30 protein-coding genes, 1 other RNA gene and 1 other annotated feature are annotated in these 22,628 nt (G+C 36.3%); of the genes, 28 read left to right on the top strand and 3 right to left on the bottom strand.

Features of this window, described 5'->3' with window-relative positions:
* Positions 1 to 151: 151 nt before the first annotated feature.
* From FC97_RS05845 to FC97_RS05835, 3 genes are read right to left on the bottom strand one after another with little or no spacing between them, the layout of a single operon-like run.
* Positions 152 to 1,495 carry a C1 family peptidase gene (locus FC97_RS05845; RefSeq protein ID WP_056967923.1) on the bottom strand — a complete coding sequence of 448 codons (1,344 nt, stop codon included), beginning with the start codon at positions 1,493 to 1,495 and terminating at the stop codon, positions 152 to 154.
* Between the two features lie 16 nt (positions 1,496 to 1,511).
* Positions 1,512 to 2,201: a ribose-5-phosphate isomerase RpiA gene (gene rpiA, locus FC97_RS05840; protein ID WP_054642507.1), complete on the bottom strand. Its 690-nt coding sequence runs from the start codon at positions 2,199 to 2,201 to the stop codon at positions 1,512 to 1,514.
* The gene (locus FC97_RS05835) at positions 2,201 to 2,503 is read right to left on the bottom strand and encodes a GNAT family N-acetyltransferase (protein WP_054642508.1); all 303 of its coding nucleotides are present in this window, start codon (positions 2,501 to 2,503) and stop codon (positions 2,201 to 2,203) included. The genes rpiA and FC97_RS05835 overlap by 1 nt, the downstream gene beginning before the upstream one ends.
* 130 nt (positions 2,504 to 2,633) lie before the next feature.
* Between FC97_RS05835 and FC97_RS05830 the strand changes: the two genes are divergently transcribed.
* From FC97_RS05830 to rsmI, 28 genes are all read left to right on the top strand, one after another.
* The gene (locus tag FC97_RS05830; protein WP_054642509.1) at positions 2,634 to 3,176 is read left to right on the top strand and encodes a dCTP deaminase/dUTPase family protein; all 543 of its coding nucleotides are present in this window, start codon (positions 2,634 to 2,636) and stop codon (positions 3,174 to 3,176) included.
* A 19-nt stretch (positions 3,177 to 3,195) separates the two neighbouring features.
* Positions 3,196 to 4,569, top strand: a complete 1,374-nt coding sequence (radA, locus tag FC97_RS05825; RefSeq protein ID WP_056967977.1) for a DNA repair protein RadA — start codon at positions 3,196 to 3,198, stop codon at positions 4,567 to 4,569.
* Between the two features lie 13 nt (positions 4,570 to 4,582).
* Positions 4,583 to 5,857, top strand: coding sequence for a PIN/TRAM domain-containing protein (locus FC97_RS05820; protein ID WP_054642510.1), 1,275 nt, complete (start codon positions 4,583 to 4,585; stop codon positions 5,855 to 5,857).
* Positions 5,838 to 7,334, top strand: a complete 1,497-nt coding sequence (gene gltX / locus FC97_RS05815; protein WP_054642511.1) for a glutamate--tRNA ligase — start codon at positions 5,838 to 5,840, stop codon at positions 7,332 to 7,334. Before FC97_RS05820 ends, gltX begins: the two co-directional genes overlap by 20 nt.
* A 93-nt stretch (positions 7,335 to 7,427) precedes the next feature.
* Entirely contained in the window at positions 7,428 to 8,831 is a 1,404-nt protein-coding gene (gene cysS / locus FC97_RS05810; RefSeq protein WP_054642512.1) for a cysteine--tRNA ligase, read from the top strand.
* Positions 8,824 to 9,237: a Mini-ribonuclease 3 gene (locus FC97_RS05805; protein WP_054642513.1), complete on the top strand. Its 414-nt coding sequence runs from the start codon at positions 8,824 to 8,826 to the stop codon at positions 9,235 to 9,237. The genes cysS and FC97_RS05805 overlap by 8 nt, the downstream gene beginning before the upstream one ends.
* The gene (gene rlmB, locus FC97_RS05800; RefSeq protein ID WP_054642514.1) at positions 9,218 to 10,006 is read left to right on the top strand and encodes a 23S rRNA (guanosine(2251)-2'-O)-methyltransferase RlmB; all 789 of its coding nucleotides are present in this window, start codon (positions 9,218 to 9,220) and stop codon (positions 10,004 to 10,006) included. Before FC97_RS05805 ends, rlmB begins: the two co-directional genes overlap by 20 nt.
* A 181-nt stretch (positions 10,007 to 10,187) precedes the next feature.
* Positions 10,188 to 10,751 (top strand): sigma-70 family RNA polymerase sigma factor, encoded by a 564-nt coding sequence (locus FC97_RS05795; RefSeq protein ID WP_054642515.1) that lies wholly within the window; start codon positions 10,188 to 10,190, stop codon positions 10,749 to 10,751.
* An 81-nt stretch (positions 10,752 to 10,832) separates the two neighbouring features.
* Positions 10,833 to 10,982, top strand: a complete 150-nt coding sequence (rpmG, locus tag FC97_RS13235) for a 50S ribosomal protein L33 (protein WP_075887434.1) — start codon at positions 10,833 to 10,835, stop codon at positions 10,980 to 10,982.
* Positions 10,983 to 10,996: 14 nt separating this feature from the next.
* Positions 10,997 to 11,182 carry a preprotein translocase subunit SecE gene (gene secE / locus FC97_RS05790; protein WP_025085250.1) on the top strand — a complete coding sequence of 62 codons (186 nt, stop codon included), beginning with the start codon at positions 10,997 to 10,999 and terminating at the stop codon, positions 11,180 to 11,182.
* 94 nt (positions 11,183 to 11,276) lie between these two features.
* Positions 11,277 to 11,825 carry a transcription termination/antitermination protein NusG gene (gene nusG / locus FC97_RS05785; protein WP_054642516.1) on the top strand — a complete coding sequence of 183 codons (549 nt, stop codon included), beginning with the start codon at positions 11,277 to 11,279 and terminating at the stop codon, positions 11,823 to 11,825.
* A 119-nt stretch (positions 11,826 to 11,944) separates the two neighbouring features.
* Positions 11,945 to 12,367 (top strand): 50S ribosomal protein L11, encoded by a 423-nt coding sequence (rplK, locus tag FC97_RS05780; RefSeq protein ID WP_010018673.1) that lies wholly within the window; start codon positions 11,945 to 11,947, stop codon positions 12,365 to 12,367.
* Between the two features lie 103 nt (positions 12,368 to 12,470).
* Positions 12,471 to 13,151 carry a 50S ribosomal protein L1 gene (gene rplA / locus FC97_RS05775; RefSeq protein WP_054642517.1) on the top strand — a complete coding sequence of 227 codons (681 nt, stop codon included), beginning with the start codon at positions 12,471 to 12,473 and terminating at the stop codon, positions 13,149 to 13,151.
* Between the two features lie 30 nt (positions 13,152 to 13,181).
* Positions 13,182 to 13,301 (top strand) — a sequence feature (ribosomal protein L10 leader region).
* 48 nt (positions 13,302 to 13,349) lie between these two features.
* The gene (gene rplJ, locus FC97_RS05770; protein WP_054642518.1) at positions 13,350 to 13,856 is read left to right on the top strand and encodes a 50S ribosomal protein L10; all 507 of its coding nucleotides are present in this window, start codon (positions 13,350 to 13,352) and stop codon (positions 13,854 to 13,856) included.
* A 38-nt stretch (positions 13,857 to 13,894) separates the two neighbouring features.
* On the top strand, positions 13,895 to 14,263 hold the full coding sequence (rplL, locus tag FC97_RS05765) for a 50S ribosomal protein L7/L12 (protein WP_054642519.1): 369 nt from the start codon (positions 13,895 to 13,897) through the stop codon (positions 14,261 to 14,263).
* Between the two features lie 72 nt (positions 14,264 to 14,335).
* Positions 14,336 to 14,938: a class I SAM-dependent methyltransferase gene (locus tag FC97_RS05760; RefSeq protein WP_054642520.1), complete on the top strand. Its 603-nt coding sequence runs from the start codon at positions 14,336 to 14,338 to the stop codon at positions 14,936 to 14,938.
* Between the two features lie 44 nt (positions 14,939 to 14,982).
* Complete coding sequence (locus tag FC97_RS05755) at positions 14,983 to 15,297, top strand: hypothetical protein (protein ID WP_054642521.1); 315 nt, start codon at positions 14,983 to 14,985, stop codon at positions 15,295 to 15,297.
* A gap of 1 nt (position 15,298) precedes the next feature.
* On the top strand, positions 15,299 to 15,775 hold the full coding sequence (locus tag FC97_RS05750) for a nucleoside deaminase (protein ID WP_054642522.1): 477 nt from the start codon (positions 15,299 to 15,301) through the stop codon (positions 15,773 to 15,775).
* A 36-nt stretch (positions 15,776 to 15,811) separates the two neighbouring features.
* An RNA gene (gene ffs, locus FC97_RS13230) (signal recognition particle sRNA small type) lies at positions 15,812 to 15,912 on the top strand.
* 126 nt (positions 15,913 to 16,038) lie between these two features.
* On the top strand, positions 16,039 to 17,763 hold the full coding sequence (dnaX, locus tag FC97_RS05745; protein ID WP_056967920.1) for a DNA polymerase III subunit gamma/tau: 1,725 nt from the start codon (positions 16,039 to 16,041) through the stop codon (positions 17,761 to 17,763).
* A gap of 33 nt (positions 17,764 to 17,796) precedes the next feature.
* Complete coding sequence (locus tag FC97_RS05740; RefSeq protein ID WP_025085114.1) at positions 17,797 to 18,105, top strand: YbaB/EbfC family nucleoid-associated protein; 309 nt, start codon at positions 17,797 to 17,799, stop codon at positions 18,103 to 18,105.
* Positions 18,105 to 18,704, top strand: a complete 600-nt coding sequence (gene recR / locus FC97_RS05735; protein WP_025085113.1) for a recombination mediator RecR — start codon at positions 18,105 to 18,107, stop codon at positions 18,702 to 18,704. The genes FC97_RS05740 and recR overlap by 1 nt, the downstream gene beginning before the upstream one ends.
* A 1-nt stretch (position 18,705) precedes the next feature.
* The gene (locus tag FC97_RS05730; RefSeq protein ID WP_054642523.1) at positions 18,706 to 18,993 is read left to right on the top strand and encodes a YaaL family protein; all 288 of its coding nucleotides are present in this window, start codon (positions 18,706 to 18,708) and stop codon (positions 18,991 to 18,993) included.
* A gap of 418 nt (positions 18,994 to 19,411) precedes the next feature.
* Positions 19,412 to 20,062 (top strand): dTMP kinase, encoded by a 651-nt coding sequence (gene tmk / locus FC97_RS05725; RefSeq protein WP_054642524.1) that lies wholly within the window; start codon positions 19,412 to 19,414, stop codon positions 20,060 to 20,062.
* 2 nt (positions 20,063 to 20,064) lie between these two features.
* Positions 20,065 to 20,391, top strand: coding sequence for a cyclic-di-AMP receptor (locus FC97_RS05720; RefSeq protein ID WP_025085110.1), 327 nt, complete (start codon positions 20,065 to 20,067; stop codon positions 20,389 to 20,391).
* Between the two features lie 2 nt (positions 20,392 to 20,393).
* Entirely contained in the window at positions 20,394 to 21,347 is a 954-nt protein-coding gene (locus FC97_RS05715) for a DNA polymerase III subunit delta' (protein ID WP_054642525.1), read from the top strand.
* Positions 21,348 to 21,358: 11 nt separating this feature from the next.
* Entirely contained in the window at positions 21,359 to 21,721 is a 363-nt protein-coding gene (locus tag FC97_RS05710; RefSeq protein WP_025085108.1) for a DNA replication initiation control protein YabA, read from the top strand.
* Between the two features lie 18 nt (positions 21,722 to 21,739).
* Positions 21,740 to 22,612, top strand: a complete 873-nt coding sequence (rsmI, locus tag FC97_RS05705; RefSeq protein ID WP_054642526.1) for a 16S rRNA (cytidine(1402)-2'-O)-methyltransferase — start codon at positions 21,740 to 21,742, stop codon at positions 22,610 to 22,612.
* Positions 22,613 to 22,628 lie beyond the last annotated feature (16 nt).

Below are 22,628 nucleotides of genomic sequence, written 5' to 3'. Positions count from 1 at the left end.
GTATTTCAATTATTTTTTTTGAGGCAAGTATGTTTAATACATAATTTTGTAAAATAAAAACGACCTCTATTAAGAGATTCAAGTAAAGGATATATCTTGAATACTTAATGGAGATCGTTCTTTTGAATTTAAATTTTAATAAGAGTCGTAATTAAGCTAAAGCACCCATTGGATCCCAAGGAGCTAGAACTTTAGGTTCTTTTGATTCTGTTTCGAAAGTATTCTTAAGATCGTCACTTAAGAATTTCTTGTTGATAACTAATTGGTAAACATATTCATCGAACCATGAGTCGCTCATAACAAAGTATCCTTTGTTACCAACTTTTTCACCCCATGAGTTTTCAACTTTCCACTTAAGTGGGTTACCATTTTCATCTAAGTCGACACCTGTAATTACCATGGCGTGTGTCATCATACTTTCAATGTAATCAAGACGTTCTGCTTTAGTCATCTTAAGGTCAGTATTTAGTAGGCCTTCAAGATCATAGATGTTTGTATCCATGATACCAATCTTACGATCAGAACTTTGACCAACATCACTACCGAACCAAACTGTTTCACCAGCTTGTAATTGTTTAACAGCCAATTTCTTGAAGTCATTGATTTCAAGGTTCAAATGACGAACTTGACGACCGCCGACAACGTTACCTAACATTTCAACTGTGTAAACGTGATTATAAGGCTTGTCAGCTGTTGGAGCATTGATAGTTGAGATGTAACTGTCTAGATCCCAGCCAACGTACTTCTTGAAGAATTCTTGGGGTGTGATATCAGTTTCTTTATGATAATTCTTATCATCATCACGGTAAGCCCAATCAAATTTAGTGGGTGGAACACCAACTGTGTAAACTAGAAGTTTGTAAATTTCACTTAGTAATTCATTCTTCTTACGTTCGATATCTTCTTCAGATTTGTTGTCATTAACAAGATCACGAAGAATAATAGCATCTTTACGTAATTTCTTATTGAGAACGTTGTTTAATTCAGAGGAGTTTGTACGACTGAATGTATCTGGCATAACACTCTTTGGAACGACACCATATTTTTGAACAAGAGCCATAACCATGTCCCATTGACCACCGTCTTGTTGAGGTGTTGTCATAAGGAAGTCAACTTTACGATCGCCAGTTGGAAGGGCAGCAGTGTTAATAACATTTTCAAAGAAGTAGTTTGATTTTTCTAGTTTATCCCAGAAAAGCATGTATCCTTGTGATAGTTCAAAGCCCTTAATCTTGAAGTTGTTTTGAAGTGGATGTCTCATTGTGTTCAATGCAGCGAATACCCAGCAAAGTCCTGATTGCTTTTGATCAGCAACTGAACCTGTATCCAATTCAACTGAGAAAGTAGGATCCATTGCTACTTTTGAAGCAATAGTTTCACTTGATTTGAATAAACCGTTATTAGCAACAGCATTTTTGATAGCTGAAGAACCTGGTGTATTGTCAAATGCAGTTTGAAATTTATCTAAGTCTGATGATGTGATTTCTTTTGTCATACAAAAATTCTCCTTTTTATCTGATATTGTCGATTACTTTAGGTCCATCTTCGTAACCAACGATAATAGTATTAACTATATCAAGAAATAGTCCGTGTGCAACTATTCCAACTTGATGGTCCAACCAATCTGCCAACAAATGTGGATGTTTGATTTCACCAATTTTTAGATCAATAATGTAATTCTTGTTGTGTGTAAGGAAGAGACTGCCATCTTCATTGAGACGGAATTGAGGGTTCAAACCTTCTTTTTCAAGATCAGTAAAAGTTTTCTCGCAACCAAATGGAATCACTTCAGTTGGTAATGGGAAACTACCTAATGTATCAGCCATTTTTGATTGGTCAACAATCCAGATATTACGAGTGGAATTTGTAGCAACCATTTTTTCAAGCAAGTGGGCACCACCGCCACCTTTGATACCTTGACCATTTTTATCAATTTGATCAGCACCATCGATAGTAAGGTCGATATGGTCAACCTCGTTTAAGTCTTTAGTTGGGATACCTAATTCTTTAGCTTGTTTTTCAGAACGTGAAGAAGTAGTTACAGCGACGATATTTTTGATCTCACCAGCTTGGTATCTACGTCCGAGTTCTTCAATCATATAATAAACAGTTGAGCCAGTACCAAGTCCGACTACCATATTACTTTTGAAGTAATCGACAGATTTAACACCGACTGCTTTCTTTAATTCATCTTGATTCACTATTTTTCCCCCTTTAAAAGCTTTTGGTAATTCTCAGTTAATAAAAATCTGATTTCTGGTTTGTTTTCAAAAGCAGCTTTGGCATATTCACAAACGGGAACAATTTTTAATCCTTTAAGGTCAGAAAAGTCGACAGCTGCATTAAAGAGTCTACCGGCTAATCCTTGACCACGATAAGACTCGTCAACATAAGTGTAATCGAGTGAAATAACGTTGTCTTCAACCTTGGAATAAGTTAATTCACCAATTGTTTTGCCATTGTCTTCAAGATAAAAACGTCCATCCTCATGATTTAATTCCATAAAATTACCTCCTGCTGAATTATTTATTTTAATATTACTCTATTATAAGAAGAAAGTCAGTGTAATCAATAGTTTTATATGGGCTAAAATGCTATTATTTTAGTTATCTAATGCTTAAGGAGTTTTCAATTTGACTAAAAAACGTGGATTCGAGATTGTGAAAAAATACGAAGGTAAAGGAATTAATTTACCAGTTCGTCAAACTAAAAATGCTGCTGGTTACGATATTGAAAGTGCTGAAGATTTCGTGGTTCCTTCAATTTGGAAATTTGGCTTCTTTAATGTTTTAAAATTCATTTTAAATAAAGGTAAAATTGATGATGATAAATTAGCTGAAGTTCAAAAGTCAATTAAACCAGTGCTAGTACCAACTGGAGTTAAGGCTTATATGCAAGAAGATGAAGTATTGATCATGGCCAGTCGTTCGAGCAATCCATTAAAACGCGGCTTAGCTATCCCTAATGGTATTGGTGTAATAGATGCTGATTACTATAATAATGAAAGTAACGAGGGAGAATTATTTGTTCAATTGATCAACTTTTTCCCTATTGATTACAAGGTTAAAAAGGGCGAACGTTTAGCTCAAGGCATCTTTATCAATTATCTAACAACTGATGAAGATGAAGGCGGATTGAAGAAACGTAATGGAGGATTTGGTTCTTCAGGAATATAATAAGAAAGGAACTATTTTATTGGCAAAAGCTAAAACAAAATTCGTATGTCAAAATTGTGGCTACGTCTCACCTAGATATTTAGGACGTTGTCCTAACTGTGGCGTTTGGAATCAGATGGTTGAGGAAGTAGATCATCCTGAATCTGCTAAAGCAAAGGCAACTCCGAGCCGCCGAGTTAGTGACCTAGAGTCTAAACCAGTTAGTATTGATAATGTTTCCTTTGAAAAGGAACCTCGTATTAAGACAGATCTATCTGAATTGAATCGAGTTCTCGGGGGCGGTATCGTTCCCGGTTCTTTGATTTTGATTGGTGGTGATCCTGGTATTGGTAAATCAACATTGTTAACACAGGTTTCAGGACAGTTAGCAAATACTGGTGGTAAAGTATTATATGTTTCTGGTGAAGAAAGTGCCTCACAGATTAAGATGCGTGCCGACCGTTTGGATATTTCGGGTAAAAATCTCTATTTGTACCCTCAGACAGATATGAGTTATATCCGCCAAACAATCAACGAGATGCATCCGGATTATTTAATCATTGATTCTGTGCAAACAATGGATGAACCAGAAATTACTTCTGCTGTTGGTAGTATCTCTCAAATCAGAGAGGTTACAGCTGAATTGATGAATATTGCTAAGCAAGATAACATCACCGTTTTCGTTGTTGGACACGTAACTAAAGGTGGAGCCATCGCTGGTCCAAAAATATTGGAACACATGGTGGATACTGTTCTATACTTTGAAGGGGACACGCACCATAGTTATCGAATCTTACGTTCTGTTAAGAACCGTTTTGGTTCAACAAATGAAATTGGTATTTTTGAAATGCGGACTAAGGGTCTGGTGGAAGTATCCAATCCATCAGAGATTTTCTTAGAGGAGCGTTTAGCGGATGCCAATGGTTCAGCAGTAGTAGTTTCAATGGAAGGAACTCGACCAATCTTGGTTGAAATTCAATCTTTGATCACTCCTACAATTTTTGGTAATGCCAAAAGAACCGCCACAGGATTGGATCATAATCGAGTATCAGTGATTATGGCTGTTCTAGAAAAACGTGGTAATTTGATGCTCCAAAATCAGGATGCTTATTTGAAATCAACTGGTGGCGTTAAATTAGATGAACCAGCAATTGATCTTGCCTTAGCGATGTCAATTGCCTCCAGTTATAAGAATATGGGTATCCCAGGAACTGATTGTTTTGTAGGTGAAGTTGGATTGACCGGTGAGATCCGTCGTGTTAATCGAATTGACCAACGAGTAAATGAAGCAGAAAAATTAGGTTTCAAACGTATTTTTATTCCCAAGAATAATATGGGAGATTGGTCTAAAGATAATAAGATTCAAATTGTTGGTGTCAGTACCGTAACTGATGCGATGAACAAAATATTTTAAATAGGAGGCATATATGCGAAAGATCGTAGTAAATATAATTTTTGCATTACTTGGTATCGCCGTCGGAATTACCGTTTTACCAAGTTTATGGGAAATTTCAGGTTTAGCAGGAATTGCTTTTGTTAATAACGGTTATTTTGATGGACTTATTGGATGTATTGTATTTTATTTCTTGTCATTCTTGTTTGTTAAACCAATTTTGGAATTAAATCAAAGAATTGAGAAGTATTTGAATTCTCGTTCACCAGGGTGGATCATTTATGGTGCTGGATTCTTAATTGGTGGTTTAGTATTAGCCAATATTATTTCCATACCTTTCTATATGATGAGTAACATGTTTTCAAATGTTATCCCCGTCATCTTAATGATCGTCTTTGGTTGGATTGGTTTTAGAATGGGAACAAGTCGTCGAAATGATTGGAGTAATTTCTCAATCACAAAACGTAACACTAAAACTGCACCAGCAGCTGAAAAGAGTGATGCATTAGCCTCAGAAGGTGAAGTTACACGTCGTTCAGCTAAGAAAGATTACTATCCATACAAAATCTTAGATACATCAGTTGTTATTGATGGACGAATTCATCAACTAGCACACACTGGATTTTTGGAAGGTAAGTTGATGATTCCTGATTTCGTTGTACATGAGTTGCAATTGATTTCAGATTCCAGTGATAATCAAAAGCGTGAACGTGGTCGTCGTGGACTTGATATTTTAAATGAAATGAAAATGGATAAAGGTATCAACTATACAACTACAACGCGTGATTATGATAATATTCCAGAAGTGGATATGAAATTACTTAAATTAGCTAAAGAAATCGGTGGTGCTGTCATCACAAATGATTATAATTTAAGTAAGGTAAGTGAATTTCAGAATGTTCAAGTGCTTAACATTAACGAATTAGCCAAAGTTTTGAAACCTATGGTTTTGCCAGGAGAAACGATGACTGTTAAAGTTATAAAAGAGGGTACTGAAAGAGAGCAAGGTGTCGCATACCTAGAAGACGGTACGATGGTTGTTGTTGAAGAAGGTAAATACTTCATTGATAAGGACGTTGAGGTCGTTGTAACTAGTGCATTGCAAACTGATGCTGGTAAAATGATATTTGCAAAACCTAAGCATTCAATGCATGGTATCCAGGAAAAGAGTAATTCTAAAGAAAATTCGAATAACCATAATAATGGTGGTAACAAACGTAATAACCGCAATAATGGCAATAAGAATTTGAATAGAAATAACTCAAGAAGTAAAAGGGGAGAACAAAGAAATGGCAAAAAAGTCAGATAATAAAATTCGTGTAAGATATGCACCAAGTCCAACAGGTCACTTACACATTGGGAATGCTAGAACAGCTATCTTTAACTACCTATTTGCACGTAGTCACAAAGGTACTTTTGTAATCCGTATCGAGGATACAGATACAAAACGTAACGTTAAAGGTGGTACAAAGAGTCAACTAGAAAACCTTAAATGGCTTGGCGTTGATTGGGATGAAGGTCCAGATGTTGGTGGAGACTATGGTCCTTATCGTCAATCAGAAAGAAAAGAAATTTATCAAAAATATATTGATGAATTGCTAGAAAAGGGCTTGGCTTACAAATCATATCTGACTGAAGAACAACTAACAAAGATGCGTGAAGATCAAGAAGCTCATGGTCAAATGCCTCACTATGAATACGAATTTGAAGGTATGTCTGAAGACGAAAAGGCTGCTAAAATCAAAGAAGCTGAAGACGCTGGATTACAACCAGTTGTTCGTTTCCATGTACCAGTTGGTAAGAACTATGAATGGGACGATATCGTAAAAGGTAAAGTTTCAATTGGTTCAGATACTATCGGTGGCGATTGGGTTATCCAAAAACGTGATGGTATGCCTACATACAACTTTGCCGTTGTTGTTGATGATCACTTGATGGAAATTAGTCATGTTCTTCGTGGTGATGATCATGTTGCCAATACACCAAAGCAATTGATGATTTATGAAGCATTAGGCTGGGAAGCACCTAAGTTCGGTCATATGACATTAATCATTAATACTGAAACTGGTAAGAAATTAAGTAAACGTGATGAATCAATTCTCCAATTCATCGAACAATATCGTGAATTAGGTTACTTACCAGAAGCTATGTTTAACTTCATTGCTCTACTAGGTTGGTCACCAGTTGGTGAAGATGAATTATTTACACGTAAACAATTCATCAAGATCTTTGATGAACATCGTCTAAGCAAGTCACCAGCTAAGTTTGATCAAAAGAAACTAGAATGGGTCAACAACCAATACGTTAAGCATGCTGATGTTAGTGAAATCACTGACTTAGTATTAGCTAACTTGGTTGAAGCTAAACGAGTTTCAGAAGATCCAACTACAGATGAAATTCAATGGGTAAGACATTTAACAGAACTATACATGCCACAAATGAGTTATACACAACAAATCATTGACTTGGCAGATGTCTTCTTCAATCAACCAGAACATCTAACAGATGATGAACAAAAAGAACTAGAAGATGACGATGCTAAGACAGCTATTGAAGATTTGAAAGGTAAGCTAGAAAAATTACCTCGTTTCACAGCTGCTCAAATTATGGATGCTATTCAATCAGTTAGAGCTGATACTGGTGTTAAAGGTAGAAAACTATACATGCCAGCCAGAATTGCAACTACAAGAACAATGCATGGTCCAGCAATCGCTGAAACAATCGAATTATTTGGTAAGAAACAAGCCTTAGCAAATATCGATAAGACATTGGCTGAAATGAAATAGGCAAGGGTTGTAAGATACAAAATAAATAAAACAAAAAGAGGTTGAAGGAAAACTTAGTTTTGCCTCAACCCCTTTTTTATATAGGTGAAGATTATGTTAAAGATATTCAACACATTAACACGCCAAAAAGAAGAATTTAAACCATTAACACCTAATGAAGTAAAAATGTATGTCTGTGGACCAACGGTTTATAACTATATTCATATCGGAAATGCACGCTCAATTGTAGCTTTTGATACAGTTCGTCGTTATTTAGAATTCTTAGGATACAAAGTGAAATTTGTTTCCAACTTTACTGATGTTGACGATAAGATGATCAAAGAAGCTAATCGTGAGGGCATTACTGTACCTGAAGTAGCAGACCGTTTTATCAAGGCTTTCTACGAAGATATTGCAGCTATCAATGTTCAAAAGGCAACTATCAATCCGAGAGCTACAGATAATATTCAAGAGATTATTGATTTTGTCAAAGCTTTAATTGACAAAGGTTATGCCTATGAATCTGATGGCGATGTTTTCTATCGTGCTAGAAAGTTCAAACATTATGGTGAATTGTCTGATCAAAACATTGATCAATTAGTTGAGGGTGCCAGTGAACATATCGGTGAAACTGAATTCGACAAGAAGCAAGATCCAATTGATTTTGTTTTGTGGAAGAAAGCTAAACCAAATGAGATCAAGTGGGATTCCCCATGGGGTGAAGGTCGTCCAGGTTGGCATATTGAATGTTCAGTTATGTCAACTAAGTATCTCGGCGATACCTTTGACATTCATGGTGGTGGTCAAGATTTGGAATTCCCTCATCATGAAAATGAGATTGCCCAAAGTGAAGCTAAGACTGGTCAAAAATTTGTTAACTATTGGATGCATAACGGTTTTGTCACAGTTGAAAATAATGAGAAGATGAGTAAATCACTCGGAAACTTTGTAACAGTGCATGATCTTGTTCAAAAGACTAATCCACAAGTATTGCGTTTCTTCTTGTCATCAACACATTATCGTCGTCCACTTGAATATTCACAAAAGAACTTACAAAAGGCTGCTGATAATCTTGAGAAAATCAAGACAGCTTATAACAATTTGAAGTTCCGACTTGATGGTGCGACTGATGAAACTGATGATATTCAAGCACAAGTTGAACAAATTGTGGCTGATTTTAAAGCAGCAATGAACGATGACTTCAATGTGCAAAATGGTTTGACAGAAATTTTTAATTTGGTTAGTTTAGCTAATAACTACTCTGCCCAAGATAAAGTAGCGAAGACTAGTGTCGAATTGATTCTTAAGACTTTGACTGAATTGACAAGTATCTTAGGAATTAAATTGGACGAACAAAAAGACCTTTCCAAAGAAATTCAAGAAATGGTCGATCAACGTGACCAAGCTCGTGCAGATAAAGATTTTGCAACAAGTGATAAATTACGTGATCAATTAAAAGAAATGGGTGTAATCCTCGAAGATACACCACAAGGAACACGGTGGCATATTAATGACTGATGTTAAACAATTTAACGGAGTAACTTTGGCGTATTTAGGAGATGCAGTCTACGAAGTCTTTATTCGTGAACATCTTTTAGGCAAAAATATTACCAAGGTTAATGAACTACAAAAACAAGCCAAACACTACGTTTCCGCGAAAGCCCAAGCATCATTGATTACTTTGATGATGGATAAGGGAATTCTTTCTGATGAAGAAATCAGAATTTATAAGAACGGACGTAATGCTAAAAAATATACTAAAGCTAAGAATACAAGTGTCGTCACTTATCATATGTCTACAGGTTTTGAAGCACTTTTTGGTTATTTAGATATTACCGGCAACAAAGACCGAGTTGTAGAATTGGCACAATGGTGCATAAATGAAGTAGAAGTGGGTGAAGCAGATGACAGAAAATTCGAATAAACGTAACAACAGTAGTAACAATTTAGAAGAAAACGAATTAGTTTATGGTGTACATTCAGTAATTGAATTATTGAAGTCCGCTACAGCTGATCAGCGTGTTAACAAAGTTTTAGTTCAAAAGGGACTTTCTAGTGAACATATTGCTGAAGCTATCAAGTTAGCTAAGCGTGATCGCTTGATTGTTCAAGAAGTACCTAAGAATAAGCTAGATGATATTAGTAACGGTGGTAACCACCAGGGGATGGCTGCTTATGTTGCTCCTTATCAATACGCTGAAATGGAAGATATTTTCAAGAGTGCTGAAAAGAAAGGTACTGATCCATTCATTTTGATTTTGGATAAAATTGAAGATCCTCATAATTTAGGTTCAATCATGCGTACTGCTGATGCCGTCGGTGTAGATGGAATTATTGTTCCAAAGCATCGTTCAACTGGATTAACTTCAACGGTTGCTAAAACATCGACAGGTGCGATTGAACACGTGCCAGTTGTTCGTGTAACTAATTTAGTTAATACCATCAAGGACTTGAAGAAACGTAATGTTTGGGTCTTTGGAACAGCTATGGAAGGTGACAACTATCGTAACTGGAATGCCAAGGGAGCAGTTGCTCTAATTATTGGTAACGAAGGTAAGGGTATTTCACCATTAGTATTGAAACAGGCTGACCAAACTTTGAATATTCCGATGGTTGGACATGTACAAAGTTTGAACGCTTCAGTTGCGACAGGTGTTTTGTTGTATCAAGCTTTTGCTTCACGTAATGCTTAATTAAAAAATTCTAAGTGAGATAAACTCTTGCTTAGAATTTTTTGTATTAAGGATTTTGGATGGATTTATAAAATGATTTTTTGCAAGCATATTTAAATTGTTGTAAACAAGTGTTCGCTTAAATTTGCCTTAAGTGGGTGGTACTTTTAAATTACAAAATTATTATTCGTAAAAAAGTAAAATGAAAGTTGAACAAGAAAAGCAATGGATTGAATTGATTAGAGAAAATGATGACTCAGCAGCACTAGATAGGTTGGTCAGAAGATACCGGCCAATGATCGATAATATGTATATTAAATATTTCATTGATGGTTATGATCGTAATGATTGGTATCAGGAAGCTTTTTTAGTCTGTTATCAAACTTGTAAATTATTCGATGGCAACAGTGGTTCCAAATTCGGAAGCTTTTTTAAATTAAAATTTCAGAATCACATTATAGATATCATTAGGCGTGAGAATGCCATTAAACGTAAGGCTAATCAGCAAACGGAATCGTATGACAGATTACTTGGTAAAGGTAAATTTGATGATAAAGTTGCAGAAAATAACGATAGTGTCGATATATCTAATCAATTAGAAAAGATTATGATTAAAATGAGTCGTATAGAATTAGTGGCTTTTCAATTCCTGCTGGGAAAGGTGTCAATGCACGATGCTTGTGCCGAAGCTCGTTGTGATATGAAACAGATTATACAAGCAGCTAACCGGTGCAAAAAGAAGATAAAACGTGATCAGAAACTATAGTCATGTGAGATTGCAATGGACAAAACAACTTCCAGAGTTTACAATTAATAAGATTAAAACAAATTAGTTTTGGAGATAAACATGGGATTAAGAAAAGTCGCCCTTGCTTGTACTGTTTGTGGCTCACGTAACTATACAATTACTGAGAACCCAAATAGAACAGAACGTCTAGAAGTTAAAAAGTTCTGTAAGCACTGTGGTAAACATACACTACATAAAGAAACAAGATAACTCTGGAGGATTACATGAAACTATTTAAATTTTTTGGTAGCGTCAAAGATGAAATGAAATTAGTCGTTTGGCCTACATTCAAAGAAAATAGACGTGATACATGGACCGTTATTGGTACTTCATTGATGTATGCAATCTTCTTTGCATTAGTTGATTGGGGTCTAATTACATTATTGCAGCACTTCGTAATGGGTAAATAGATTGTAAGTACGTAAAAAATTTGCTATTATGGAACTAACGGAAAAAACTTCGACATGGTTCGGAGTTTTTTTATTTTGAATTTTGGAGGAAATTATGGCTGAAGCTGGCGAAAAACAATGGTATGTTTTACATACCTATTCAGGATATGAAAATAAAGTTAAGGAAAATCTAGAATCACGTGCTCAATCAATGGGTATGGAAGATTACATTTTCCGTGCAGTTGTTCCTGAAGAAGAAGAAACAAAAATGAAAAACGGTAAAGAAAAGAAAGAAATGGAAAAAACTTTCCCTGGCTACGTTTTAGTAGAAATGGTTATGTCTGATGAATCATGGTTCATCGTTCGTAATACACCAGGTGTTACCGGATTTGTCGGCAGTCACGGTTCTGGTAGTAAGCCTGCACCACTATTACCTGAAGAAATTGATAACATTCTAAGTCAATTCGGTATGAGTGCACAAAATCAACCATCTGACTTTGAAGTTGGTGAAACAGTTAAGATTACTGATGGTGCCTTCTCTGACACAACAGGTAAGATCACTGAAATCGATGATGAACACAGAAAACTTAAAGTTGACGTTGATATGTTTGGTCGTATGACATCAGCCGAAGTTGACTTTACATCAGTTGAAAAACAAAAATAGTTATTGATAAGACGAGTAGACCGTGCTACTATAAAACGGTATGTTTTTGACACATACATGTGGGAGAGAAAATTTAGATTCTCATCATGACCACATCACGGAACAAGGAGGTATGCACCGTGGCTAAAAAAGTTGCTAACGTAGTAAAATTACAAATCCCTGCTGGACAGGCTACTCCAGCTCCTCCAGTTGGTCCTGCTTTAGGACAAGCTGGTATTAACATTGTTGCCTTTACAAAGGACTTCAATGCACGTACACAAGATCAAAAGGGTATGATTATCCCTGTTGTTATCTCAGTATATGAAGACCGTTCATTCGATTTCGTTACTAAGACACCACCAGCTGCAGTTCTATTGAAGAAAGCTGCTGGCGTTGAAAAGGGCTCTGGCGAACCTAACACAAATAAGGTTGCCACAGTTACTGAAGACCAAGTTCGCGAAATTGCTGAAACCAAGATGAAAGACCTAAACGCTGCTAGTGTTGAATCTGCAATGCGTATGGTTGCTGGTACTGCAAGAAGTATGGGCTTTGAAGTAAAGTAAAAGACTAGATTTAAGCAGTTTACAGGGATGTGAAAGCATTCTTAACAAGTGGGAGGAGAAAATTTGATTCTCCGAAAGACCACAAAGCAAGGAGGAACTTAGCATGGCTAAGCATGGAAAAAAATATTTAGAAGCAATGAAACAAGTCGATAAAGACAAGAGATACTCTGCTACAGAAGCTGTTGACTTACTTAAGAAGGTTAACTACGCTAAATTTGACGCAACTGTTGAAGTTGCAATTAATTTGGATGTAGATCCTAAGCAAGCTGATCAACAAATTCGTGGCGCTCTAGTATTACCTAATGGTACTGGTAAGACACAAAAGGTTATCGTTTTCGCTGAAGGCCAACAAGCAAAGGATGCAGAAGCAGCCGGTGCTGATGTTGTTGGTTCAGATGACCTTGTTGAAAAGATCCAAGACGGCTGGTTAGACTTTGATGTTGCCGTTGCTACACCACCTATGATGGCTAAAGTTGGTCGTTTAGGTCGTGTTCTTGGACCTAAAGGTTTGATGCCAAACCCTAAGACAGGTACAGTTACAATGGATGTTACAAAGGCTGTTAATGATATTAAAGCCGGACAAGTTACATACCGTGTTGATTCAAATGGTCTTATCCACGCACCAATTGGTAAGCTTTCATTTGATACAGACAAGATTGCAGCTAACTTCGATGCATTTTACGGTGCAATCGTTAAAGCTCGTCCTGCATCACTTAAAGGTAATTATGTAACAAGTGTTAACTTGACATCTACATTTGGACCTGGTCTAAAAATTAACGCTTAATGTTGACTAATAACCAAAATAATGATAGATTAGTATAGTTGATTTCTACCGAAGACTCAGGTGATGAAAGTCTTAATATCCTGCCGAGGCCAGAAGATTATTTCACTTAATCTCTGTGTCCCTTGGGCACAGAGATTTTATTTTTTAAGCCGAAATTTGTAGATATTAACTAAAAAATTGTGGAGGTGAAACGTAATAATGAAGCAAGAAGTATTAGCACAAAAACAAGCACAAGTTGATGAAATTGCTAAGCAACTTACAGGCGCAAAGTCAGTCATCGTTGTTGACTACTTAGGTCTAACTGTTGAACAAGTAACAGAAATGCGTGCCGAATTACGTGAACAAAATGCTACTATGCAAGTTGTTAAGAATACAATCTTGAGACGTGCAGCTGAAAAAGCTGGTGTTGAAGGTCTAGAGAAGTTCTTCGTTGGACCTACAGCTATTGCTTACTCTGAAGAAGATCCTGTTGGACCTGCTAAGATCGCTGCTAAATTTGCTAAAGATGTTGACGCCGTTGAAATTAAGGGTGGAATCATCGAAGGTAAAGCCGCAACTCTTGACCAAATTCAAGAACTTGCAACATTACCAGACAGAGATGGCATGCTATCTATGTTGGTATCTGTATTACAAGCTCCTGTTCGTGACTTTGCTATGGTTGTTAAGGCCGTTGCAGATAAAGAAGACGCTGGACAAGAAGCATAATTAACTAAAAAAACTCATAATATTTGGAGGATACAATAATGGCTTTAGATACACAAAAGATTATCGATGATTTAAAAGAAGCTTCAATTCTAGAACTAAACGACCTTGTTAAGGCTATCGAAGAAGAATTCGATGTTAAGGCTGCTGCTCCAGTTGCTGCTGCCGGTGCTGCTGGTGGCGACGCTGCTGCAGAAAAGGACTCATTCGACGTTGAACTTACAGAAGCAGGTCAAGAAAAGGTTAAGGTTATCAAGGAAGTTCGTGGTATCACAGGACTTGGCTTGAAGGACTCAAAGGACCTTGTTGATGGTGCTCCTAAGGTTATCAAGGAAGGCGTTGCTAAGGCTGACGCTGACGAAATGAAGACAAAGCTAGAAGCTGTTGGTGCAACAGTTACATTGAAGTAATTCACTTTAATGATAAAATTAATCCTCGTAAGAGGATTTTTTTTTACCCTCAAATGGAGAAAGGGGAAAATTATGGCTAATCAGTATTTTGATAATACACCAGATTTGGAACACGAATTAAAAAAATTCGATTTTACACTTAGAAATCATAATCTCAAGTTTATTTCTGATAGTGGAGTTTTTTCACGACAAACAGTAGATTATGGCTCAAGAGTTTTAATTGAAGCAATTGACTTTCAAAGTATTCCTGAAGGTAATATTTTAGATGTTGGTTGTGGATATGGATCTATTGGATTGGCTTTAGCTAAAGAACAAAAAGTACGCCAAGTTACAATGGTTGACGTCAATCTTAGAGCCTTAGACTTAGCTAAGCAAAACGCTGCTAACAATAGTATCGAAAATGTGGATATTTTTGAGTCCGATGTTTATAAAGCTGTCGACAAGAAATATGCATTGATTGTTTCAAATCCACCAGTTCGTGCAGGTAAAAATGTTGTTACCGCAATTTTGGAGGAGTCTAAGAACTACTTGTTAAATAGCGGTGAGCTTTGGATTGTTTTACAAAAGAAGCAAGGTGCACCATCAGCTAAGAAGTTGATGGAAAAGACTTTTGGTAACGTTGAAATTGTTGTACGTGATAAAGGATATTACATTTTAAAAAGTAAATTGATTTAAATTTTTGCTCAATATGGTATATTTTGAGTTGGAGGCGTTTACATATGAAGAAGAAATTAATTATTTTGACGATATTATCCGCCGTTTCAGCGGGATCATTTTTTGCAGTACGAAAATTAAATCATTTTATGAAAGATAAGGCTGTCAAACAGGACCGTAAGAAATTAGAGTCTTTGGTTGATAAATATCTACATGGCAACGAAAAACTACTGGGCTTTGTTGGGACTTTATCAGATGAACAAGTCAAAGAATTGGTTGAAATATTAGATTCAATTCAAAGACAAAGAGATCAATTAAAGTTGAAATCACCAGCAATTCCAGAATATTTGGAAAAGAAAGTAACACAATTACTTAATTAATATGATATTTACAGAAGAAAAAATAAATAGTTACATGGATCTAGCTTTAAATGAAGCTAAAAAAGCCGGTGAGCGTAAAGAGGTTCCGATTGGTTGTATTATCGTTGATAATCAAACTGGTGAAGTGATTTCAGTAGGTTCAAATGAACGTGAGGAAACTCAGAATGCTATTAAACATGCGGAGATTATTGCAATCGAAGCTGCCTGTGCAAAAGTAGGTAGTTGGCGTTTGGAGCATACAAGTCTCTTTGTAACGTTGGAACCATGTCCAATGTGCGCCGGTGCTATTATTAATAGTCGTATCGAAGAAGTTATTTTTGGTGCCAGTGATCCTAAGGCTGGTTCAGCAGGTTCGATTAATAACTTATTGGCGGAAACTAGATATAATCATCAACCAGAGGTTCTCAGTGGCGTTAAAGAACAAGAAGCTGGGGATCTTTTAAGAAATTTCTTTAGAGAAATTCGCCGCAAAAAGTAGAAAAAAACTATTATTTATAGTATGATAGTTATTGCCGCAAGGCCTTAGGGCAATGATGCTCTTGTGAACTGTGTCAGATCCGGAAGGAAGCAGCACTAAGCAGGGTGTGTCATGTGCCTTTTGTTATGCATATAAGCCTCCTAACCAATTTGGTTAGGAGTTTTTTTGTGTTTATTTTGAAATATGATGTAATTTTTTGCCAAGCAGTATTTGTCAAAAATCTTGTGGTAAAATTTACATATTAGATTTTTAAAGGAGATAAAATGGCATATCAAGCACTTTATCGAGTTTGGCGTCCCCAAACTTTTTCTGATGTAATCGGCCAAGATGTTATTACTCAGACACTGCGCAATGCGGTGGCTAGTCAGATGACTAGTCATGCTTATTTGTTCAGTGGTCCACGTGGTACTGGTAAGACATCCTGTGCCAAAATTTTAGCCAAAGCGGTGAATTGCCTTAATCCACATGATGGCGAACCGTGCAATGAATGTGAAATTTGCAAAGCTGCAAATGAGAACCGTTTGAATGATGTAATTGAAATTGATGCGGCTTCAAACAACGGTGTTGAAGAGATCCGTGATATTAGAGACAAAGTAAAATACGCACCAACCGAAGCCAAGTTTAAAGTTTACATTATTGATGAAGTTCATATGCTCTCTCAAGGTGCCTTCAATGCTTTGTTGAAGACTTTGGAAGAACCACCGGCTAATGTCATGTTCATTTTGGCTACAACCGAACCACAAAAAATTCCAGCAACAATTATTTCAAGAACGCAGAGTTTCAATTTCCGTCGTATTTCACGTCAGGATATTTTGAAACGAATGGAATTTATTTTAAATGATAAGAATATCAAATATGATGAAGAAGCTTTGAACATCATTGCAGCTTCCGCTGAAGGTGGAATGCGTGATGCTTTAAGTATTTTGGATCAGGCTTTGTCATATGGTGATGATGAATTAACCTTGAAGAACGCCCAAGAAGTAACGGGTGCTTTGAGTAATGAACAGATTGTTTCCTATATGACAGCTATTGCTGAAAATAATCCAGCTGAAGCTTTAACTAACTTGTATCAGATTTTAGCTAGTGGACGTTCAGCATTACGTTTTACAGAAATGATTATTCGTGTTTGTCGAAATCTTATTTTGTATAATTCTGATTCGGATTTATCTAGTAAGATGGATAAGTCAGTAATGACCGATGAATTATTGGCTATCTCAGATAAATTTGATAATTCACGTCTGTTTTATATTGTTGATCAAGTCAGTGCAACGCAAAAGAATTTGAAAAACTCGAATCAAACTGATATTTATATGGAAATCTTGACTGTTAAAATCAGTGAACCAAAAATTGCTCAACAGAGTGCAGCGCCGGCAGCAACCAATGAGACTAATGATAATCAAGTTGGCAATGCCGAGTTAGACAAGTTGAGAGATGAAGTTTCGCATTTACAGAATGAAGTAAAAGACCTCTCAACAGGAACTGTGGTTAAGAAAGCAGAACCTAAGAAAACTCGTCGTCGAGCTAATACTAATGCTCGTTTGAATAAGACGGCTATTTATAAGGTTTTGGGTAGTGCAACTAAAAAAGATTTGATGGCTGCTAAGGAAATTTGGCCTGACCTAATGAGTATGCTTTCCATAACTCAACGTGCTATGATGAAAGTCGCAGAACCTGTGGCTGCATCGTCAGAGGGTGTTGTAGTAGCCTTTGATTATGAGATGTGGTTTGAACAAGCTCAAGATGATTCAGAGTTTTTAAAGGAATTAGAAAATAATGTTAGTCGTCTGATGAAGAAAGATTCTCAAATTGTTTTAGTTCCTAAAGCTGATTGGCCAAAGATTCGTAAAGAATATATTAATAATAATATTGATTTAAACAATCAAGGCAATGTAGAATCAAAGCAAGAACCAAAAAAGAAAACTGATCCCACCGTTGATGAAGCTGTAAAATTGTTTGGTGACGATATAGTTGATATAAAAAATGACTAGGAGGAATTATTTATGAGTAAAGGTATGCCAAATATGGGTGGAATGGGTGGCAACATGGCCAACATTATGCGCCAAGCCCAAAAGATGCAAAAAGAAGTTCAAGCAACAACTGAAGAACTTAACAAAACAGAATATACAGGTAAGTCAGTTGATGATTTTGTCACAGTTAAAGTAACTGGTGATAAGAAGATTGCCGACATGACAATCAGTGAAAAGATCATTGATCCAGATGATCCAGATACTTTGCAAGATATGTTGATCGATGCTTTGAATAATGCCTTCGAAGCTGTTGATAATGATAAAGAAGCTAAATTAGGTAAATACACAAACGGGTTGATGTAATGAAATATCCAGAACCAATATCAAAATTAATTGATAGTTATATGATGCTACCAGGAATTGGTCGCAAAACTGCAACCAGAATGGCATTCTTTACACTTGGGATGGACAAAGATCAAGTGCAAGAATTTGCTGATAATTTAATTTCCGCAAAGACAGATTTGAAGAGTTGTAGAATTTGTGGAAATATTACTACTGAGGATATTTGTAATATATGTAGTGATAAGAGTCGTGATCAGTCAGTTATTTTAGTCGTTGAACAAGCCAAAGATATTATGTCTTTGGATGACATGAACGGTTATAACGGTTTGTATCACGTTCTAGGAGGGGTCTTATCGCCAGTCGATGGAGTTGGCCCAGAAGATTTGAATATTAAGTTGTTGCTGAATCGCTTGAAGACTAATCAGAACGTTAAAGAATTAATTATTGCAACTAATGCGACGCCAGAAGGAGAAGCAACTGCTCAATATTTAGCCAAATTAGTTAAGCCAGCAGGAATAAAAGTAACTAGATTAGCACATGGATTAGCTGTTGGATCTGATATTGAATATGCGGACGAAATGACTTTGAAGAGTGCGGTTCTAGGTCGCAGGGAGATTTAACATGTTTGGTAGAAAAAAGGTATCTGTCCAGAAAATGGAAGATGATCGCCTCTTAGATAATATTCATCAGATTCAGCAAAGAATCGGTAATACACAGAGGATGATGAATAATTCAGTTGATATCGATGATACGACAAGAATCAAGTTGAAACTCGATCAGTTGAAGTATCAATTCTTGTATCTAGAAGCAAGAAGAAGAAAAGCTAAAGCTAAGGCTACAACAAATATTATTTTCGGAGACGAGGATACATTTTTGAAGCAACCTAGCCGTGCTGAAAAACACTGGTAATATGGGTAGAATGCCGTCGTCCGCCAAATCTTCTGTGGACCACTGAGGGTCCACAAGAGATTTAGCTACCGACTAAATAGTTTTTCTTATTACTTAGTTTCAGTTAATTCGAAAATTAAAAAACAGTATCTATTTAGAATTCCGTTGGTACGTATAAAATATACGTATGGAGTTTCTGAATAGATACTGTTATTTTTTTACTTTAAATATTAGAAAATTAGATGATTAAATAGAATCGGATTCAGTTCGGAGTAACAAGCCCGATTAGTCTCATCTGTGTCCACAGCGTTCCAGACCAATCGAGCTTATTGTGGAGGACGGCATATTTCAGTTGTCATTCTCGTAGAATAATATCTTAGGAAGTTTCATTTATTTCCAATTTCAAGTAAAATAGTAGTAATCATCTAGGAGAGATTATATGCCAGGAATATTTATTTCATTTGAAGGACCAGATGGAGCTGGTAAAACGACAGCTCTGAAAAAAATTATGCCACTATTACAGGCTAAAACTGATAAGGAAATTGTTTTATCAAGAGAGCCTGGTGGTAGTCAAATTTCTGAAAAAATCAGAAAAATCATTTTGGATATTCATGATGAAGAGATGGATGCCAGAACCGAAGCATTATTATATGCTGCAGCTAGACGTCAACACTTAATTGATGTGATTTTACCAACTTTAGCTGAAGGTAAGATTATGTTGAGTGATAGATTTGTCGACAGTTCAATTGCCTATCAAGGTGGAGGACGTCAGATTGGAACAAAAGAAGTCGCTGATATTAATAACTTTGCGATTGAGGGACATTTACCGGATTTAACAATTTACTTTGACGTGACTCCCGATGTAGGATTAGCTCGAATCAAAAAAGATCATGCTGGACAGATGGATCGGTTGGAAAAGGCTGCTATGAGTTTCCACGAACGTGTCTATGATTCTTACAAAGAAGTTGTTAGGGATAACAGTGAACGTATCAAGACGGTTGATGCAGCTCAAGCACCTGATAAAGTAGTTCAGGATGCTGTTGAAATTATTGTGCAAAGATTTCCTAATATTTTTACTAAAGGAGAATAACCATGAAATTAATTTTAGCCATCATTCAAGATAAAGATAGTCAACAACTACAAGAAAAGCTTGTTAAAGGCGGCTTTAGAGCCACTCAATTACCATCTACTGGTGGTTTCTTGAAGGCTGGTAATTGTACCTTTATTATTGGTGTTGAAGAGGAGAAGGTTGATGAGGTCTTAGCAATCATCAAGAAGAATTGTCATACACGTTCTCAGTACGTTACACCAACATTTTTAATGCCAGAAGCTGCTTCTAGTTTGGCCGAACCTATTGAAGTTCAAGTTGGCGGTGCTACTTGCTTCATTTTACCAGTTGATAAATTTGTGAGATTCTAAAAATGGAGAATCTACAAACTGAGCAGCCTAAAGTTGTTCAAGAATTTCAAAAGATTATTTCTTCCAATATGTTGTCGCATGCGTATTTGATTGATAGTGCTTCTTCCAAAGTCAGACAGCAGATGGCTATTTGGTTAGCACAGAGTCAGTTTTGTGAGAATCTTCAAGACGGCGCTCCTGATCAGACTTGCCGGAAATGCCGTACAATTGCCCTTGGGGATAACCCAGATGTTTTAGAGGTAGAAACCGAGAAGCAGAGTATCGGAGTTGATGATATTAAATTCTTTAAAAAAGAAGCTAATATGACAGCCACACAAGGTAAAAGGCGAATTTTAATCATCGATGAAGCTGAGAAGATGACTAACGCAGCTAGCAATAACTTGTTAAAAACGATTGAAGAGCCAGAAGGTAACCTGATGATTATTTTATTGGCCGATTCTGCAAAACAACTTTTGCCAACAATTCAATCACGTGTGCAGATATTTCATTTATCGAATAAGAGTAATGAAGATGAGATTGAAACTTTAATCAATGAAGGTTTCAAAAAAGAACAAGCCGAAAATGCCTTGAAAGTCACCGATATTAAATATTTAGAAAGCATTACAGCTGATAAATACCAATCACTATTAACCGCAATTACGAATTGGTTAAAAGAAATCAATAAACAAAAAATAAATAGTTTTATCGACATCCAGACTGATATCATGCCTTTAGTAGAGAATAAAAATCAGCAACATTTGGTTTTCGACATGTTGAATCAAATGTTTAGTGATATATTATCAATTAGGTACAATTTAGAAAAATCAACATTAACGACAGAAGATTTACTCTCAAATAAAGGAATCAAAAAAGTTGTAGGGATGTCTGATGACTTATTCACAGCCGAACAAATGTGGAAAAGTAATGTATCGTTTCAAGCAATTTTAGAAGATTTGTCATTAAAATTTGTGGATTAGTAGGTGAAATCATGGCAGAGAAAGATTTATATGATGAATTTGAAACAATCACAAATCAACTAAATGATATAAGTAAAAAAGTTTCTTTGCTAAAAGAGGAACTATCCGATACTTTGGAAAAGAACGAAGAGATTAAGTTGGAGAACCAAAATCTTCGTAAACATTTAGAAAAGGTTGGTTACGAGGAAAAGGACTTTAATGGTAACACGTTATCTGGTTCGCGATTGAATTTGGAAAAACTATATCGCAAGGGATTCCATGTTTGCCAACAATATTACGGTTCACATCGTGATAATGATGAAGAGTGCCTTTTCTGTATGAACGTTTTGTATGGAACTAACTGGAAAAAGAACAAAAAAGTTAAAAAGATTTAAGTAAGGGGAGCTATTTGAATGAAGGAACAAAAGAGTTTTGTTGATAATTCGAAGGGCTGCCTTTTTTTAGTGCCAACGCCCATTGGTAATTTAGAAGACATGACTTTTCGAGCTGTTAACACTTTGAAGGAAGCAGATTTAGTCGCAGCTGAGGATACACGTAATACCAAAAATTTATTAAATCATTTTGAAATACCAACAGAATTAATAAGTTTTCATGAACACAATACTGCCCAAAGGATTCCCGAATTAATCGAAAAGATGAATTCAGGTCTAAAGATTGCTCAAGTCAGTGATGCTGGAGCCCCATCAATCAGTGATCCGGGTAAGGAGCTAGTTAAGGCTGCCATTAAGGAAGAAATTCCAGTAGTCCCACTACCAGGTGCTACGGCTTCAATAACGGCTCTAATAGCCTCTGGTATAGAACCACAGCCATTTTATTTCTTTGGCTTCTTACCTCGTAAAGGAAAAGAAAGAACTGAAGCTTTAGTAGACTTAGCTAATCGTAGTGAAACAACGATTGTTTATGAATCACCATATCGAGTGAAGAAGACGATTCAAGACTTGATTGCTAAATTTGGTCCAGAGCGTCAGATAGCTTTGGCCCGTGAATTGACTAAGATTCACGAAGCTTTTTTACGTGGTAGTTTACAAGATGTCGCCCAATATTATGAAGAAAACGATCCAAAAGGTGAGTATGTTTTAATAATTGCAGGAAAACCAGCCGATCAAATGGAAACTAGTTCAGATGCCGATTTAGTAGCAGCGGTGGATAACTTAATTGATCATGGTAAGAAGCCTAATAAGGCTATCAAAGAAGTAGCCGCCGACAATGGTTTGAAGAAACAAACTGTGTATAACCTTTATCATGGAATTGGAGAAGAAGAATAGTGACGCAGAAGGAAAC

Origin of the sequence: Companilactobacillus kimchii DSM 13961 = JCM 10707 (assembly GCF_001435445.1) — a bacterium.
Lineage (GTDB): Bacteria > Bacillota > Bacilli > Lactobacillales > Lactobacillaceae > Companilactobacillus > Companilactobacillus kimchii.
This window is presented reverse-complemented; position numbering and strand designations above follow the sequence as displayed.